General features: G+C 68.3%; 16 protein-coding genes. 4 read left to right on the top strand and 12 right to left on the bottom strand.

The genetic code is table 11. The features are described from left to right. Nucleotides 1-336: 336 nt before the first annotated feature. Both ACFVXC_RS25710 and ACFVXC_RS25705 read left to right on the top strand, forming a co-directional pair. The gene (locus ACFVXC_RS25710) at nt 337-1,929 is read left to right on the top strand and encodes an acyl-CoA carboxylase subunit beta (RefSeq protein ID WP_383283742.1); all 1,593 of its coding nucleotides are present in this window, start codon (nt 337-339) and stop codon (nt 1,927-1,929) included. 55 nt (nt 1,930-1,984) lie between these two features. Then, complete coding sequence (locus ACFVXC_RS25705; protein ID WP_389909098.1) at nt 1,985-2,179, top strand: acyl-CoA carboxylase subunit epsilon; 195 nt, start codon at nt 1,985-1,987, stop codon at nt 2,177-2,179. Between the two features lie 87 nt (nt 2,180-2,266). On the opposite strand, the gene ACFVXC_RS25700 is transcribed toward ACFVXC_RS25705, so the two are convergent. The 3 genes from ACFVXC_RS25700 to ACFVXC_RS25690 are packed head-to-tail and all read right to left on the bottom strand — an operon-like array spanning nt 2,267 to nt 3,617. Further along, nucleotides 2,267-2,521 carry a DUF397 domain-containing protein gene (locus ACFVXC_RS25700; protein WP_389909096.1) on the bottom strand — a complete coding sequence of 85 codons (255 nt, stop codon included), beginning with the start codon at nt 2,519-2,521 and terminating at the stop codon, nt 2,267-2,269. Further along, complete coding sequence (locus ACFVXC_RS25695) at nt 2,518-2,706, bottom strand: DUF397 domain-containing protein (protein WP_389909093.1); 189 nt, start codon at nt 2,704-2,706, stop codon at nt 2,518-2,520. Before ACFVXC_RS25695 ends, ACFVXC_RS25700 begins: the two co-directional genes overlap by 4 nt. 53 nt (nt 2,707-2,759) lie before the next feature. After that, nucleotides 2,760-3,617 carry a helix-turn-helix domain-containing protein gene (locus ACFVXC_RS25690; protein WP_389909388.1) on the bottom strand — a complete coding sequence of 286 codons (858 nt, stop codon included), beginning with the start codon at nt 3,615-3,617 and terminating at the stop codon, nt 2,760-2,762. 203 nt (nt 3,618-3,820) lie between these two features. Here ACFVXC_RS25690 and ACFVXC_RS25685 point away from each other — a divergent pair, with 203 nt between their 5' ends. After that, the gene (locus tag ACFVXC_RS25685; protein ID WP_389909091.1) at nt 3,821-4,216 is read left to right on the top strand and encodes an ATP-binding protein; all 396 of its coding nucleotides are present in this window, start codon (nt 3,821-3,823) and stop codon (nt 4,214-4,216) included. A gap of 19 nt (nt 4,217-4,235) precedes the next feature. Here ACFVXC_RS25685 and ACFVXC_RS25680 read toward each other — a convergent pair whose 3' ends face one another. The 9 genes from ACFVXC_RS25680 to ACFVXC_RS25640 all read right to left on the bottom strand — a co-directional run bounded on the left by ACFVXC_RS25680 (nt 4,236) and on the right by ACFVXC_RS25640 (nt 15,812). Beyond that, nucleotides 4,236-5,009 (bottom strand): RNA polymerase sigma factor, encoded by a 774-nt coding sequence (locus ACFVXC_RS25680; protein WP_389909088.1) that lies wholly within the window; start codon nt 5,007-5,009, stop codon nt 4,236-4,238. 231 nt (nt 5,010-5,240) lie between these two features. After that, on the bottom strand, nt 5,241-5,825 hold the full coding sequence (locus ACFVXC_RS25675; RefSeq protein WP_190084708.1) for an ATP/GTP-binding protein: 585 nt from the start codon (nt 5,823-5,825) through the stop codon (nt 5,241-5,243). Continuing rightward, a complete protein-coding gene (locus ACFVXC_RS25670; RefSeq protein WP_389909085.1) occupies nt 5,806-6,405 on the bottom strand; it encodes a DUF742 domain-containing protein in 600 nt (199 codons plus the stop codon). The genes ACFVXC_RS25675 and ACFVXC_RS25670 overlap by 20 nt, the downstream gene beginning before the upstream one ends. Nucleotides 6,406-6,498: 93 nt before the next feature. Next, on the bottom strand, nt 6,499-6,912 hold the full coding sequence (locus ACFVXC_RS25665) for a roadblock/LC7 domain-containing protein (RefSeq protein ID WP_135330751.1): 414 nt from the start codon (nt 6,910-6,912) through the stop codon (nt 6,499-6,501). A 10-nt stretch (nt 6,913-6,922) separates the two neighbouring features. After that, nucleotides 6,923-10,063 (bottom strand): nitrate- and nitrite sensing domain-containing protein, encoded by a 3,141-nt coding sequence (locus ACFVXC_RS25660; RefSeq protein WP_389909082.1) that lies wholly within the window; start codon nt 10,061-10,063, stop codon nt 6,923-6,925. Nucleotides 10,064-10,403: 340 nt separating this feature from the next. Further along, entirely contained in the window at nt 10,404-10,988 is a 585-nt protein-coding gene (locus tag ACFVXC_RS25655) for an ATP/GTP-binding protein (RefSeq protein ID WP_190084711.1), read from the bottom strand. After that, nucleotides 10,969-11,373 carry a DUF742 domain-containing protein gene (locus tag ACFVXC_RS25650; RefSeq protein WP_190084712.1) on the bottom strand — a complete coding sequence of 135 codons (405 nt, stop codon included), beginning with the start codon at nt 11,371-11,373 and terminating at the stop codon, nt 10,969-10,971. Before ACFVXC_RS25650 ends, ACFVXC_RS25655 begins: the two co-directional genes overlap by 20 nt. Nucleotides 11,374-11,492: 119 nt before the next feature. Continuing rightward, complete coding sequence (locus ACFVXC_RS25645; RefSeq protein WP_098244998.1) at nt 11,493-11,912, bottom strand: roadblock/LC7 domain-containing protein; 420 nt, start codon at nt 11,910-11,912, stop codon at nt 11,493-11,495. Further along, a complete protein-coding gene (locus ACFVXC_RS25640; RefSeq protein ID WP_389909079.1) occupies nt 11,913-15,812 on the bottom strand; it encodes a nitrate- and nitrite sensing domain-containing protein in 3,900 nt (1,299 codons plus the stop codon). Between the two features lie 573 nt (nt 15,813-16,385). On the opposite strand from ACFVXC_RS25640, the gene ACFVXC_RS25635 reads away from it, so the two are divergent. After that, the gene (locus ACFVXC_RS25635) at nt 16,386-16,586 is read left to right on the top strand and encodes a hypothetical protein (protein ID WP_389909385.1); all 201 of its coding nucleotides are present in this window, start codon (nt 16,386-16,388) and stop codon (nt 16,584-16,586) included. Nucleotides 16,587-16,650: the final 64 nt, after the last annotated feature.

The raw sequence follows: 16,650 nt of genomic DNA, 5'->3' as shown, positions 1-16,650 counted from the left end.
CCCTAGCGCCATTCGGTTCAACATTCAACCTAATGCGAAGCGTGTTCAGGTGATCACACACCGAGTTCGACAATAGCGCCCGTACTGTGGGTCCGCCGCTTCCCGGCTTCCGGGCCCACGGTTTTCGGACTGCCGTGCATCCGGCCCCGTCGGGCGGGTCGATGTGAGGTGGATCTCACGTAGCCTTTTGTGGAGTCCCTACAGCCGAACAGGGCTCTGAGCAGTCACTTCGGGCGCACTGGCGTGACCTTCTGTTCAGGGGTGCCAGGAAAACGGGCCGGAGACTGTTCATAGTCGACGGTCCGTTTCTGTAGGCCCACTTCGTATGGTCACTACATGACCGTTTTGGACGACACCGCTTCTCCCGAGGGCGAGCCCACCGACGCGCGTGGGCGCGTGGCCGAGCTGCACGCGATTCGTGCCGAGGCTCTGCGCGGCCCGAGCGAGAAGGCGACGAAGGCCCAGCACGCCAAGGGCAAGCTGACCGCCCGCGAGCGGATCGAGCTGCTTCTGGACGCGGGTTCGTTCCAGGAGGTCGAGCAGCTGCGTCGGCACCGGGCGACCGGGTTCGGCCTTGAGGCCAAGAAGCCCTACACCGACGGTGTCATCACCGGCTGGGGCACGGTCGAGGGGCGCACGGTCTTCGTCTACGCCCACGACTTCCGCATCTTCGGCGGCGCGCTCGGTGAGGCGCACGCCACGAAGATCCACAAGATCATGGACATGGCCATCGCGGCCGGTGCGCCGCTGGTGTCGTTGAACGACGGCGCCGGCGCCCGTATCCAGGAGGGCGTCTCCGCGCTCGCCGGGTACGGCGGCATCTTCCAGCGCAACACCAAGGCTTCCGGCGTCATCCCGCAGATCAGCGTCATGCTGGGCCCGTGCGCGGGCGGCGCCGCCTACTCGCCCGCCCTGACGGACTTCGTGTTCATGGTCCGCGAGACCTCGCAGATGTTCATCACCGGACCCGACGTGGTGCGTGCGGTGACCGGCGAGGAGATCACGCAGAACGGTCTGGGCGGCGCCGACGTGCACGCCGAGACGTCGGGCGTCTGCCACTTCGCGTACGACGACGAGGAGACCTGCCTCGCCGAGGTCCGCTACCTCATCGCGATGCTCCCCTCGAACAACCGCGAGAACCCGCCCACCCACGAGTCGGACGACCCGGCGGACCGCCGCTCGGACGTCCTGCTCGACCTGGTCCCCGCGGACGGCAACCGTCCGTACGACATGACCAAGGTCATCGAGGAGCTCGTCGACGACGGCGACTACCTCGAGGTCCACGAGCGCTGGGCCCGCAACATCATCTGCGCCCTGGCCCGTCTGGACGGCAAGGTGGTGGGCATCGTCGCCAACCAGCCGCAGTCCCTTGCCGGGGTCCTGGACATCGAGGCCTCCGAGAAGGCTGCCCGCTTCGTCCAGATGTGCGACGCTTTCAACATCCCGATCGTGACGCTGCTCGACGTGCCCGGCTTCCTGCCGGGCGTGGACCAGGAGCACGGCGGGATCATCAGGCACGGCGCCAAGCTGCTCTACGCGTACTGCAACGCCACGGTGCCGCGTATCTCGCTGATCCTGCGCAAGGCGTACGGAGGTGCGTACATCGTCATGGACAGCCAGTCCATCGGCGCCGACCTCACCTACGCCTGGCCCACGAACGAGATCGCGGTGATGGGCGCCGAGGGTGCCGCCAACGTCATCTTCCGGCGCCAGATCGCGGCCGCCGAGGACCCCGAGGCCATGCGTCAGAAGATGGTCAAGGAGTACAAGGCCGAGCTGATGCACCCCTACTACGCCGCCGAGCGAGGCCTGGTCGACGACGTGATCGACCCCGCCGCCACGCGTGAGGTGCTGATCAGCTCCCTCGCGATGCTCCGCAACAAGCACGCGGATCTGCCGTCGCGCAAGCACGGCAACCCTCCGCAGTAATTCCCCCTGACGACGCAGTTAATTCCTGCAGTAGCCCACAAGGAGAACGCTGCACATGACTACCCCCGACATTCGCGTCGAGAAGGGCCACGCCGAGCCCGAAGAGGTCGCCGCCATCACCGCGATCCTGCTGGCCCGCGCCGCCGCCACCGCACAGGCACCCGCGCCCCGCCGGGGCCGCGACAAGGCAGGCTGGCGCCGCCTGGAGCGCTCGCCCGGCTTCCGCGCCCCGCACAGCTGGCAGGGCTGACCGGCGCCCTGAAGCAGCCGGCAAGGCCGAACGGCACCCCGAAGGACCCCGCCCCGGCGCGGGGTCCTTCGGCGTTTGCCCGCCAGGTCAGTCGAACTCTCCGTCAAGCACCCCGAGTTTGAACGCGTACCACTCCTCCGCGGTGAAGCGCAGGACGAGGCCGCGGGGGTCCGCGGGATTGCGCAGGGCCACCGCGCCGTTCTCCAGCTGGGCGATCTCCACAGGGCCTTCGACGGGGCTCCCCGGAGTGCTGGTCCACTGGGCGCGAGAGATGTCGAGCGTGTAGAGCAGCGCCTTTTCCCGCTGTGTGAGGCGTGTGCCGCTCGCAGTGTCCGTGCTCATATCTGCAGAATCCCGGAGTTGATTCCATCGATGAATGCGCGCCACGCGGTGGAGTCGAAGACGAGTGTTCCGAACTCCCGATTCTTCGTGTCACGAATCGCCCGCTGATCGGCCGAAAGCTTCGTATGCTCGATGCAGCCGTTCGAGGCACCGCTGTAGGTGCTCTTGTGCCAGTTCGCTTTCACTGATTCGTCTTCTGTATCTGTGAACGCGGGACTGGCCGTAGATGTAAGAGACATCACGACCCGCTTTCTCCTTTCATGTGGTCAAGGATGTACTGGCGAGACTCGGCGGGAGAGAGGGCGGCGGCCGTCAGATCGTCCCAGGCTTTGGTGTAAACCTGGACGTCAGGCCGCTGCTCCAGCAATGTTCCCCCGGTCATGTGTTCCAACCAGGTCACCTCTATGGGGGGTTCTCCGTGCAGGGTGAAGACCGTGTACGGAGCGTACTGCGCGAGCGGCAATGTGATGTTCAGTGGGAGGATCTGAACAGCGACATTGACCTGATTTCCCACTTCGATCAGGTGCTGAAATTGTTGACGGATCAATTCAGTGGGACCAGGAATGCGATGCAATGCCGGGGCATCGATGATGACGCGCAGCCGGAAGTCGCTGTTCCCGTGGAGCAGATCTTTGCGTCTCATACGCGTCTCCACAAGGGTTTCGACGCGATCCGCTTCGGCTCCCGCGGTGAATATCTCCCGCATGTATGCCTCTGTTTGGAGCAGGCCCGGAAGCACCATCGGCTCGTAAGAGCGGATGAGCGAGGAGTCGGCTTCCAGCGTGAGGTAGTCGCGCAGGTCACCGCTGAGCAGGGGACCTTGACCGGACCACCAGTCGACCTTGTGGATGTCCCTGGCGAGCCGCTTCAGATTCGACCGCTGCTGATCGTCCTTCACCCCGTACAGGCTGAGCAGGGTGGTGAGGTCGAGTTGCCGGATGCCTCGTTTGCCTGTCTCGATCTGGCTGATCTTTGGCTGCCCACACTCCAGTGCGTCGGCCGCGTCCTGGACCTTTAGGCCGGCTTCCGACCGGAGTCGTCGCAGCTCGGCGCCGAGACGCCGGCTGCGCATGGTGGGCATATCACTTTGCGGCATGCGCACATGATGTCCCTCGCCTTCCGGCCAGACAACTGTCATTTGCCGCACTCCCCTTGAGGGATGCGGATGGTGCGTAATACTTGCCTAGGTGATAGATGCCTCGACATGATGCGAGTCCAACGTCCTTTGTTCTCGGTTGAGTTGACACCAACAGCGGTGCCGGAGGGGCAATGCCGAACATGTCCGCGGAGGAGCTCGTAGTGATCAGCAGATCCTGCGAAGTCCGCATGGAGTACGACCCGCACTGCCTGGAGCAGATCCGTCGGATCGTCGGCGCCTGCCTGCGCAGTTGGGGCCTGGAGGCGCTGATCGACGACTGCGCCTTCGTGGCCACCGAGCTGTGCAGCAATGTGCGGCACTGCACGTGCTCGTCGTTCGAGTTCGCCATCCGTCGTACGGGCGCTGAGGGTGTGCGCCTGGAGGTGACGGACACCTCCACCGAGTTTCCGGTGGTGCCCACCGAGCTCCCGGACCTGTTCCAGGTCAGCGGGCGTGGGCTGTTCCTCGTCGCGGCTCTGTCGGCCGACGTCGGGGTCGAGCCGACGGTCGGCGGCAAGATGGTCTGGGCGGAGCTCAAGGTCTCCGGGTTCGGCTGACGAGGCCGGTGGTGGGGGGTCAGACGTCGGCCGGACGCGATGCGTCGGCCGGCGTCTTCGTCTGTATACCGGCATGACCTTCCTCTCTTCTGTGGTCTCTCCTGGTTCCTGCTGGCCGTTCTCGCGCCTGTGTCTGTCGTACCGCCGCGGGGAAGGTGCCCTGCGGTCCGGTTGACCGGATAGCGACCTCGGGGACGGCGGTCCCCCCGAGCAGCTTCGCCAGTCCGCGCATGCCCCGGTGTGCCGCGGTCCGGACTGTTCTCGCCCGTCTGCCGAGCACGCCGGCCGTCTGCCGGAGGTCGAGTCTCACCACGAAGAGCAGGAGCAGCGCCTCGGCCTGCTCCTGCGGCAGCCGCGCGATGAGTGAGAGGGTCCGCTCGGCGGGCCGCGCGGACTCGTCGCCGTCGGGCCGGCGCCGGTCCTTGAGGCACGGATGTTCCAGGGCTCCTGTGCGGAGCACCAGAGCGCACCAGCCGCGGAAGTCGCCGCCGTCCCCCTGGAAGTTGGCCAGATTTCGGGCGATGTGCTCCCAGGCTCGGCTCTCGACACCTGCGGCGAGCGCCGTACCCACCAATCCCTCGGCGTACATGAGCAGTTGGGGGTGCAAGGACCGGTAGAGCATTCGGAAGGCGTCCTCGTCCCCTTTCCGTGCCGCCGCCACCGTCGCTCCCAGGCGGTCGTCCACCGGGAGTGCGCCGGAGCGGCTCTGCTGCCCGGCCAGTGCGGACCGCGCCCGCCGTGCGGTCAGGGCGCCGGTCAAGGAGACGCTCCGGCCTGAGTGGGACAGGCTCATGTGAGGGCTCCGCTTCCTGCTCGATCCGTCAGGGGGAAAGAAGAAAGGCAGGAGTGGTCGCGAACCCGCCTCTCCCTCCAGCGAGGGTGCCATCGAAAACATCACAGCGGCAGGTATGTGTTTTGGCCAAAGGTGCAACGCAACGCGACGGCCGCCCGGAGTTCCCTCACAGCAGTTCGCCCCCACCGGCTTCTGCCGGTGGGGGCGAACTGGAGGACCTGTACGGGTCCGTTACCGAAGCCGTGCCATGAGCGCGTGCTCCACGAGCGTGATCAATCCGCTCTTTGCGTCCGCGCGATGCCGCGCGTCCGTCGTGATGATCGGAGTGTCCGGGCCGATCTGGAGAGCTTCGCGGACCTCGTCGGGGGTGTACGGCTGGTGGCCGTCGAAGCCGTTGAGGGCGATGACGAAGGGCAGGCCCGAGTTCTCGAAGTAGTCGACGGCGGGGAAGCAGTCGGCGAGCCTCCTCGTGTCGACCAGGACCACGGCGCCGATCGCGCCGCGTACGAGGTCGTCCCACATGAACCAGAAGCGGTCCTGACCGGGCGTACCGAAGAGGTACAGGATCAGGTCCTGGTCCAGGGTGATGCGGCCGAAGTCCATGGCGACGGTCGTCGTCGTCTTGTCCCCGGTGTGGGTGAGGTCGTCGATGCCCGCGGACGCGGACGTCATGACGGCCTCGGTGCGCAGCGGGTTGATCTCAGAGACCGCCCCGACGAACGTGGTCTTGCCCACGCCGAAGCCGCCCGCCACCACGATTTTCGCGGAGGTGGTGGAGCGGGCTGTTGCTCCGCCGCTAGAGCTTGCGAAGTCCACTGAGCACCCTTTCGAGCAGTGTCACGTCTGGCTGGCCGCCGGCGGTCTCGTCGCCGCCCGGCTGATGGATGGCGACAAGTCCGGCCTCCGCCAGGTCGGCTACGAGGATTCGGGCGACGCCGAGGGGAATGGAGAGAAGTGCCGAGATCTCAGCGACTGACTTGATCTCTCGGCACAGATTGCAGATCCGCTGATGCTCGGGCAACTGGCCCTGCAACTGATGCGGTTGGGCTGTGGTGTGCACCAGCGCCTCGATGGCGAGCTGGTAGCGGGGCCTGGTACGGCCGCCCGTCATGGCGTACGGACGCACCAGGGGATTGCTCGCAGCCCCCGCGGGCGCCGGTTCAGGGGCGCGTCGCTGTGGTTGCACTGGCTGGATCCTGGGGGTGTGAGGCTGCTCGTACGGGCTCTGGCGGGGGCCCGGCTGCTGCGGTTGCTGATACGGCCTGCGGTGCTGGCTGGGTGCGGAGGGGAAGTTGTACCGGTTCGGCGCCCCGTCGTGCGGCCCCTGACCCTGGCCGTGACCAGGCGACCAGCTTGCCGATGACGAACCGTCCGGGGGTGTTCCTGAACCTGCCACGTACTCCTCCTCCGACTGTGCCGGGCACCATCATCCTGGAGCCGCGTTCCGAAACCTTACGGCCACGGAGCGCGAAAACGCACCGTAGGTCTACTAGTTGAGAAGGCTCCCCTGCAGCTCCGCACGCAGGTCGGGCGTGAGTACGGTGCCGGCGCGGTCGACAAGAAGTGCCATCTCGTACCCAATGAGACCGATGTCCGCATCCGGGTGTGCGAGGACGGCGAGCGAGGAGCCGTCAGAAATGGACATGAGGAAGAGAAATCCTCGCTCCATCTCCACAACGGTCTGGGTCACGGAACCGCCCTCGAAGATCCGGGAGGCCCCGGCGGTGAGGGAGGTCAGACCGGACGCGACAGCCGCGAGCTGGTCGGCCCTGTCGCGGGGGAAGCCTTCGGACATCGCCAGAAGGAGTCCGTCGGCGGAGACCACCACCGTGTGGGACACCCCGGGGGTGTTGTCCACGAAGTTAGTGATCAACCAGTTCAGATTCTGCGCCGCCTGGCTCATCGGGCTCACACTAACGCTCCTGGTTGTAGGTGCTGTCAGGGCCGAAGCCCTGGCCATTCGTGGTGTCACTGCCTGCGCTGCGCCCCCGCTGGACGCCGCGGCGCAGGTTGCTCAGCCGGCCCCGAACATCCTCGGGGTCGCGGGAGACCTGAGGGCCGCCCTGCGGGGTCTGCTCCGCCGTGCCCTCGACCAGATTGGCCTTGGGCACCCGCTTCGGGAGACCGGACGGGGTGACCCCACCCGCCTTGGGCTCCTTCAGCGATTCGGCGCGCTGCCAGCGGTCGTCGTTGGACGTACGCCGGCTGCTGTCGCTGTCGCCGTCCGCGGTGTCGGCCGGGGCCGGAACGCTGCCGTTGCTGATCGCACCGGTGGCGCCGCGGCGCGGAAGACCCGCAGCGGTGGTGTCGTGGACCGCGGACGGAGCCGGTCCGGGACGCTCGAAGCCTACGCGGTCGGCACCGTTCGCGGGGGCCGCCGAGCCAGATTCCGGTTCCGGAGAGTACTCGGCCTGATACGCGGCCGAGTTGTCGTCGAATCCGCCACGCGTCGGCCAGTCGTCCTGGTGAGAGCGGTCCGGGTAGGCCGCGAACGGCTCGGAGACAGCACCCGTACGAGCGGTGTCGTCGTCCTGACCCGCTTCCGCATAGGGCGCGTCCTGGTAGCCGTCCCGCGCCGGGTAGTACGGGTCGTCGTACGCCTGCCGCACGGGCTGACCCTGGTTGTACTCGTCGTACACCGGAGCCTGCCGGCCGTACGAGGGGTCGTAGCCACCCTGCTGCTGCTCGAAGCCCTGCTGCTCGAAGCCCTGCGCCTGCGCCTCCAGAGCGGCACGCCGCTCCTCGCGCATCAGCGAGCGGCCCACCGGGTCGAGATCCTGGGAGTCGACCGCGTCGCCGTTGTAGCGGCTGTCGTCGAAGCCCAGCTCGGCCGCCGTACGTATCGGCGGGTGGTTGAACGCCGCCTGATCCGGGGTCTGCTGCTCCGGCATGATCGAGGAGACGGTGAAATCGGAGTCGGACAGCTGGTTCTCGCCGCTTCCGCCGTGCGTGATCCCGTCGGGGAGCATGACGAGCGAGGTCGTACCGGCCTGCTCGCCCGAGGGGCGCAGCTGGACGCGGATGCCGTGCCGGTCGGAGAGGCGGCCGACCACGAACAGGCCCATGCGCTGGGAGATCGCGGCGTCCACCGTCGGCGGGTTGGCGAGCTTGTGGTTGATGTCCGCGAAGTCCTCGGCGGTGAGGCCGATGCCCTTGTCGTGGATCTCGACCATGATGCGGCCGTCGGGAAGGCGGGTCGCGGTGACGCGGACCTTGGTCTGCGGCGAGGAGAACGTGGTGGCGTTCTCCAGGAGCTCGGCGAGCAGGTGCACGAGGTCGGTCACGGCCAGGCCGTGGATCTCGGCCTCCGGGACGCCCGAGAGCTCGATGCGCTCGTACTGCTCCACCTCGGACGACGCGGCGCGCAGCACGTCGACCAGCGGGACCGGCTGGTCCCAGCGGCGTCCCGGCTCCTCGCCGGAGAGGACCAGAAGGTTCTCGCCGTTGCGTCGCATACGGGTCGCCAGGTGGTCGAGGCGGAAGAGGCTCTCCAGCTGGTCCGGGTCGGCCTCGTTGTTCTCCAGGTCGGTGATGAGGGTCAACTGGCCCTCGATCAGGGACTGGTTGCGCTGCGAGAGGTTGGTGAAGATCGCGTTGATGTTGCCACGGAGCAGGGCCTGCTCGGCGGCGAGCCTGACGGCCTCGCGGTGCACCTGGTCGAAGGCGCGGGCGACCTCGCCGATCTCGTCCGTGGAGTTGATCGGGATGGGCTGTACGCGGGTGTCGACGCGGCCGGGGTCGGTGCGCGAGAGCTGGTCGACCAGCATCGGCAGACGCTGCTCGGCGATGCCGAAGGCGGCCGTACGCAGCTGGCGCATCGAGCGGCTCATCTGGCGGGCCATGAGCCCGGCCAGGATGAAGGCGGCGAGCAGCGCGATCACGACGATGGCGCCGTTGATGTAGGCGGTGCGCTGGGCGTTGGCCGCGATGTCCGAGGCCTCCGCCACTGCCTTGTCGGCCAGGTCGGACTCGATGGTGCGGTACGCGTCGAACTTGGCGCTGGTGGTGGCCCACCAGGCCTCGGCGGTGACGCCCTTGCCGGCGAGGGCGACCCGGGCGCTGGGCTGCGTGGACTGCAATTGCGCCATGGCCGCGACCATCGCCTCGGACGACGGCGGCGGGACGAACGTCTCGCCCTTGGCCTTCGCGGCGGCAGCGGCCTGCTTGGCCTGCTTTTCGCCGTCGGCCTTCAGCTTCTTCTTCGCTGCCGCCAGCTTGGCGACGTCCGCGGGGGTGCCACCGCCCGTGTACTCCTCGATGGCGATGCCTTCGAGGTAGGCGTACGAGGAGAGGGCCACGCGCTGCTTGGCGAGGCTCGTGGAGGTGGGGCCGGGCTCGACGAGGAGGTGCGTACCGAGGGAGCGCTGGAGGGAGAGCGCGGCCTTGGTCAGCGAGATCGCGTAGACGGTGCGTCCGTAGCTGGTGATGTTGCCGGTGCCGAGACCGAGTTCGTTGGCGAACTCCATCAAGGGGTGCTGGATGGCGACGTAGCCCTCTTCGGTCTGCGCGCCGGAGAGCTTGGAGGTGTAGGCGGCCTGGCGCAGGGACTGCAGCCCCGGCTCCACCTTGTGGAAGCCTTCGAGGCGGCGCTCTAGGCCTTCCTTCTTGGGCATGTTCTTGGCGGCGGCGTCGAACTTGGCCCCGGCCTCGTCGGTGGCCTTGCGGGCCTTCACGACGACGGGGTCGTTCTTCTTGTCGCGCAGCAGCGGGGCGGCGGAGAGGTCGCGCTCCTCGATGAGGCGGTTGCCGTAGTTCAGAGAGGCCTGCACGAGGCGGGCCGTGGCCTCGGCGTCCTGGGCTTCGCTCCAGGTGTCGATCGAGCCCTTGACCTGGAAGCCGCCCATGACGAGACCGACGAGCACGGGTATGAGGAGGATCGCGTTCAGGCGGGTCGGCACGCGCCAGTTGCGCGGAGACAGTCTTCCGCCGGTGGGAGCCGGCGTCTCCATGCCCTGCACATCGGCGGGGGACGCCGCTGTGCGCGGCGGCGGGGTGAAGTTGCCCCGCGTGTCCCGCGTATGCGGCGGCGCGGGGCTCGTCTTGCTTCGCCTCACTCGACCAACAACCTCTCGGCGGCGGAACCTGCACTGGTCCCGCTGTCGTCTCCAAGGCCCGTGCTACTGGGCAGTTCGACGCATTCCAGCACGTCAGGCGGTCCTCTACCAAACAGTGGGAAGCGCAAGTGAAGAGTGGTGTAAGCCTCAGATAAAACGGTCAAATAGAGCGAGCCCCGCCAAAAGGCGGGGCTCTCGTGCGCGTAGCGACACCGAATGACCGCGACGCGTGGTGGCGCCCGGTGAATTCTCTGTCGAAACGTTATGAACAGAGCGGCCACCCGTGTCAAAGGACACAGGCCGCCCTGTTGAATCTACGGCAACTTCCGTACGCCCTCGTCTACTTGAGTCGTGCCATAAGTGCGTGCTCGACCAGCGTGATCAGGCCGCTCTTTGCGTCCGCACGGTGTCGGGCATCGGTGGTGATGATCGGGGTGTTGGGGCCGATCTGGAGAGCTTCGCGGACCTCGTCGGGGGTGTACGGCTGGTGGCCGTCGAAGCCGTTGAGGGCGATGACGAAGGGCAGGCCCGAGTTCTCGAAGTAGTCGACGGCGGGGAAGCAGTCGGCGAGCCTCCTCGTGTCGACCAGGACCACGGCGCCGATCGCGCCGCGTACGAGGTCGTCCCACATGAACCAGAAGCGGTCCTGACCGGGCGTACCGAAGAGGTACAGGATCAGGTCCTGGTCCAGGGTGATGCGGCCGAAGTCCATGGCCACCGTGGTGGTGGTCTTGTCCCCGGTGTGGGTGAGGTCGTCGATGCCCGCGGACGCGGACGTCATGACGGCCTCGGTGCGCAGCGGGTTGATCTCGGAGACCGCGCCCACGAACGTGGTCTTGCCCACGCCGAAGCCGCCCGCCACCACGATTTTCGCGGAGGTGGTGGAGCGAGCCGGCGCTCCGCTGCTAGAGCTTGCGAAGTCCACTGAGCACCCTTTCGAGCAGTGTCACGTCAGGCTGGCCGCCGGCGTTCTCGTCGCCGCCGGGCTGGTGAATGGCGACGAGCCCGGCCTCGGCCAGGTCGGCCACGAGGATCCGGGCCACGCCGAGCGGCATGGAGAGCAGAGCCGACACCTCGGCCACCGACTTGACCTCACGGCACAGGTGGCAGATGCGCTGGTGCTCGGGGAGCAGCCCCATCAGCTGCGCCGGGTCGGCCGTCGTGCTCACCAGCGCCTCTATCGCGAGCTGGTAGCGGGGCCTTGTCCGGCCGCCGGTCATCGCATAAGGACGCACCAGCGGCTGGTCGCCTTCAATTCCGTACGACGCGTGAGAGCCGTACGGATCGTGAGAGGCGTTGGGCGGGGTCATGGATCCTCCGGGCGGGACAGCAGGTGATCTGCGTGCCGTCTGATAGAGCCGGTGGGGGGCACCAGGTTGGCCGGACGGTGGTCAGTACGTTCGGTCGGTGGGGCGGCCGATGAAGAAACTCAGTGCAACAGGCTGCCTTGCAGTTCGGCGCGGAGGTCCGGGGTGAGGACGGCGCCCGCGCGGTCGACGAGCAGCGCCATCTCGTATCCGACGAGGCCGATGTCGCACTCGGGGTGCGCGAGCACGGCCAGGGAGGAACCGTCGGAGACGGACATGAGGAAGAGGAACCCCCGCTCCATCTCCACGACGGTCTGGGTGACGGCTCCGCCCTCGAAGATCCGGGAGGCCCCGGCGGTGAGCGAGGTCAGACCCGACGCGACCGCGGCCAGCTGATCGGCGCGGTCACGCGGGAATCCCTCGGACATCGCCAGAAGGAGACCGTCGGCGGAGACCACGACCGTGTGGGACACCCCGGGGGTGTTGTCCACGAAGTTCGTGATCAGCCAGTTCAGATTCTGTGCCGCCTGACTCGGACTCAACTAACGCTCCTGCTGGTGAGTGGGGAAGCTGCCGGTCTGGCCCGTACCGGCCTGGCGACCCTGCTGGATGCCCCGACGGAGATTCGTCAGCCGGCCGCGCACGTCATCCGGCGCACGCGAGACCTGCGGACCTGTGCTTTCCTCCTGCTGCTGCGCGGTGCCCGCGACGAGGTTGGCTCGTGGGACGCGGCGCGGCAGGCCGGACGTGGTGACACCACCGGCGGACGGCTGCCGGACGCGCTCGGCCTGGCGGCCGAGCTCGTCGTTGGGCGAGGTGCGCCACGAGGCGGCGCTGCCGTTCGTGACGTTGTTGATGTTGCCGCCGCCGGTGCCGTTGGACGCGGGGGCGGGTGCTGAGACCGGGCGCTGGGGCATGCCCGGGTTCTGGGGGTGCTGTCCCTGCGGCTGCTGTCCCTGTGGCCGCGACGGGAGAGGCGACGAGGGCTGCGGGCGCTGCGGACGCAGGGGCTGCTGCTGCGGCTGCTGCTGCTCCTCGGAGGAGCGGTCGCCGCCCTGCGGACCTTGGTGCCCTTGCTGGGGCTGCTGCTGTTGCTGCTGTTGCTGCTGGAACCAGTTGGTCTCCAGCGTGTCGAACAGCGGGGTGCTGCCGTCGCCGGGACCGGCGGGCGGCAGGCCCTCGGACTGCGAGGGCTGTTGGGGCTGCTGAGGCTGCTGGGGTTGGTGCGGCTGCTGCTGCGAGGGCTGCTGCGGCACCGGCGGGATGCCGATCGGGCCGCCCTGCCCCTGCTGACCAGCGGGTCCCTGGCCCTGAGCGGGGCCCTGACCGAGTCGAGGCGCTCCGCCGTTGTAGCCGGGGGCGCTGGTGCCGGGACGCTGGAACTGCCCGGTGCCCGAGCCGGAGGAGCCGCTCTGACCACCGAAGACGTCCGGGCGGACGTACTGCCCGGTGCCCTGCTGGCCCTGACCTTGGCCCTGACCTTGACCCTGGTTCTGGCCCTGACCACCCTGCTGACCGTGATCGGCGTTCCGCGGCGAACCCGTACCGGGCGGAGGCCCGTTGAAGTCCGGCCGCGGGAACTCGGCGGTCGAGCCGGGGCCCTGCGCGCCCGCGCCCGCCACGGGGTGCGGGAACTGTCCGGTGGACTCCGGCTCCTCGTGCCCGCGCGGGGTGTCGAACGGCTCGCGTGAGATCTGCGGCTGTGCGTTCTCGTCGCTCCAACTGGGCACGCGCGGCTGCGGGTTGCCCCCGGGAAGCTCGGCACGCGGGCCACCGCGCGGCGGCAGCTGCGGCCTGCGCCCCTGGTCCCCGCCGTCGTTCGCGGAGGCGTTCATGGGTGCGGCGGGGTTCATGGGCCCGGCGGGGTTCACCGGATTCGTACGCTGCTGGGGTACGGGAGGCTGCGGCGCGGAACCCTGACCGCGACTGCCCTGCCCGCCCTCGAAGAGGCTCCCGCCGGAAGAGCCCGTGTTGCCGGAGCCGAGGCCGGGCGCCCCCTGCCGGGGAGGCAGCTGACCGGAAGGATTCGCCGCAGCGGACGGCGAACCGGCCCGCGGTCCCGCGTCACGCGAGGGCAGCGCGGCCCGCGGCCCCGTTCCCGCGACCTGACCACGAGGCGGACCCGCACCGAGCCGGCCCGCGGAACCCGCGGGAGGCGAGCCGGGCGCACCGCTTCCGGCGCCGACTCCACGACGTGCGGCGGCGGCACCGGCGGAGGCCTGCGCGGCGACGGGGCCACCGCTCTGGCCGGGGATGGGCGCACCGGGCTTGTTCGGCGCGTTCTTGCCGCCCTGGGCGACATCGACGGGCAGCATGACCAGCGCGGTCGTGCCGCCGGAGTCCGACGGACGGAGCTGGATGCGGATGCCGTGGCGCTGCGACAGACGGCCGACCACGAACAGACCCATGCGGCGCGAGACGGAGACGTCCACCGTGGGCGGCGAGGCGAGCCGCTCGTTGATCGCGGCGAGGTCCTCGGGGGAGAGGCCGATGCCCGTGTCGTGGATCTCGATGAGCACACGCCCGTCGGGCAGCGCGTGACCGGTCACCTTGACCTTGGTCTGCGGCGAGGAGAACGACGTGGCGTTCTCAAGGAGCTCGGCGAGCAGGTGCACGAGGTCGTTGACCACGCGTCCGGCCACCTCGGTCGTCGGGACCGCGGAGAGCTCGATGCGCTCGTACTGCTCCACCTCGGACGCCGCGGCACGCAGCACGTCGACGAGCGGGACGGGCCGGGTCCAGCGGCGGCCGGGCTCTTCACCGGCGAGTACGAGGAGGTTCTCGCCGTTACGGCGCATGCGGGTCGCGAGGTGGTCGAGCTTGAAGAGCGAGGACAGCTGGTCCGGGTCGGCCTCGCGCGACTCCAGCTCGGAGATGAGCGAGAGCTGGCGCTGGATGAGGCCCTGCGAACGGCGCGAGAGGTTGGTGAACATCGCGTTGACGTTGCCTCGCAGGAGCGCCTGCTCGGCGGCGAGGCGGACGGCCTCGCGGTGCACGTCGTCGAAGGCCGCGGCGACCTGGCCGATCTCGTCCCGGGAGTGCACACCGACGGACTCGACGGAGGTGTCCACGTCCTGCGGGTCGGCCTCGGAGAGCTGCTTGACGAGCTCGGGAAGCCGGTCCTGGGCGACCTTGGTCGCGGTGTCCTGGAGGCGCCGCAGCGAGCGGATCATGGACCGGGCCACGACGAAGGCGCCGACGAGCGAGACACCGAGGACGAGCAGGATCAGCGCACCGTTGAGGATGGCCGCCTGCTCGGACTCGTTGCGCAGCTCGCGGGCCTTCTGCTCCATCTCGTTGAGCAGCGTGAGCTCGATCTTGGACATCGCGTCGATCTTGGTGGTGTCGTTGTCCACCCAGTCCTTGTACGAGCGCTTGTCCTGGAGCTTGATGCCGCCCTCCTGCTCAAGCACACGCTTGGCGTAGGAGTCGGCGCCCTTGATGGAGGAGTTGCCGCCGTCGATGGGCTTGGTCAGCTCGTCGGGGTTGCCCGCGTAGATGCCCTTGAAGGCATCCAGTTCGGAGTTCTCCTTGTCGAGCGCGGCCCAGCCGTAGCGCCGGTCGGTCTCGGAGATCTTGCCGAACGTGCTGTCGCCCGCGGGAAGCGAGGCGGCGATCACGGCGCGCTGCACCGAGGCGTACTCCTTGGCGGAGGAGAAGGCCGTCAGGGCGCGGGTGCGCTGGATCATGTCCGGGTTGCTCGTCGCCTGCGCCATGTCCGAGGACAGGCTCAGCAGCTGCTCGATGAGCTGGCTGTAGGCGTCGACCGTCTGCGACGTCGAGTTCGCGTCGCTGTAGGCGTTCTTGCGTACGTCGTTGATCTTCTGGAGCTGCTGGGTGATCTCGACGGTGTTCGCCCGGACGCCGAGGAGACCCTTGTCGCTGTCGGTGTTGTCGAGCTCCTGCGTCTCCTGGAGGAAACGGTTGTACGCGCGGTCGGTCTTCTGCCGGGAGCCCTTGACCACGTAGTCCGACGACTTCGCGCCGTGCGCGAGGGGACCTGCCGAGCGGTCGCGCTCCTCCTGGAGCGCGGAGGCCAGCTCGGTGGCCCGCTTGGTCATGTCGGTCAGCATCTTCATGTTGTTGAGCTGCTGGATCTCGTCCATCGACTCATTGATACGAAGAGCGCCGAGGGAGGTCGCGGTGATCACGGGGAGCGCGAGCAGCGAGACGAGGCGGGTGGAGATGCGCCAGTTGCGCAGGGCTATTCGCGACCCGGGTCCTGTGGGCGACTTGGCCGTGCCCGTCGAGCCGCCCGGTGTCGGAGCGGCCGTGGGCAGGCTCGTGCCGCCGCTCGTGCCGCGCGCGGCGCCGAGGCCGCTGTCGCCGGACGGTGCCTGCCCCGGGTTCTGGGCGTGCTGGGCCGAGGAGCCGCGGTCGGTTCCGCCGCGCTCCGGCTCCGCCGCAGCGCCGCTGCCATCCCTCTTGAAACGTCCCTGCACTAGCGTCGCAACCTCTGGACCAGGCGTCCCTCCGCACAAACGGCGGGACGGTGTCGGCGTCGTGGGGCGTGAAACGCCCCATGGTGGTCGTGAGTGACCGGCGCTGCTCCCCTTCCCCGCCGCCACTCGGCGCTGCGTTGCGCCCCTGCGCGCCGGTTCGATCCCGCGGCGGTCCCGGGAATTCCAGCACAGTGCAGGATCTCCAACAAGGCCCGTGTGTCGCGCCGGGACTTCCGTGACCCGGCGTGAGGGGCGCGTCACGAGACGTAGAAAGCGAACAGGGCAAAATGGTCGATTGGGCCCAGGAAACCCGTGGACCAGGGGTGTCCCAGTGTTCATGATCGGGAGCGGAATGGTTGCTTCAGTGGCGCAATGTCCGATTCCAACAGGCCCTTCACGGGCCTGAATTGACCCATTTGCCCGGTCGCTCGTGAGGAAACTCACATCAAGATCAAGGTCTCATCCTGGCTTTGGGCGGGAATTGGATGTTTAGCCTGGCGCTTTACAGGGATGGCACATCCGACAACCGGCGTCCGCCACACGACGCCACAACTGACAGGGCCCGAACAGCAGATGAAGACTGTGAAGTCGGCGATGTTCCGCAACATAGCCAACCCCCGCCGCACCACCCTCGCGCACCTCACGGACGCGCAGGAGGTCGCCCCGGCCGCCGAGCAGCCGGAGCACTCCACCGAACTGCCGACGCAGACGGCCAACCCCAAGCGCACGATCCTGATGGACGCGCCGGAGCCGCAGCTCCCGCTCGCGGGTTGATACGAGAGGCCGGCCCCCCTTGCCGCGTTAGCCTGGAGCGTCAGACTCCACCCCACACCAGCAA

The organism is Streptomyces sp. NPDC058257, from assembly GCF_042881845.1.
In the GTDB taxonomy this organism is placed as follows: Bacteria; Actinomycetota; Actinomycetes; order Streptomycetales; family Streptomycetaceae; genus Streptomyces.
The sequence above is the reverse complement of the archived record's forward strand: the minus strand, read 5'-3'. Positions and strand labels throughout refer to the sequence as shown.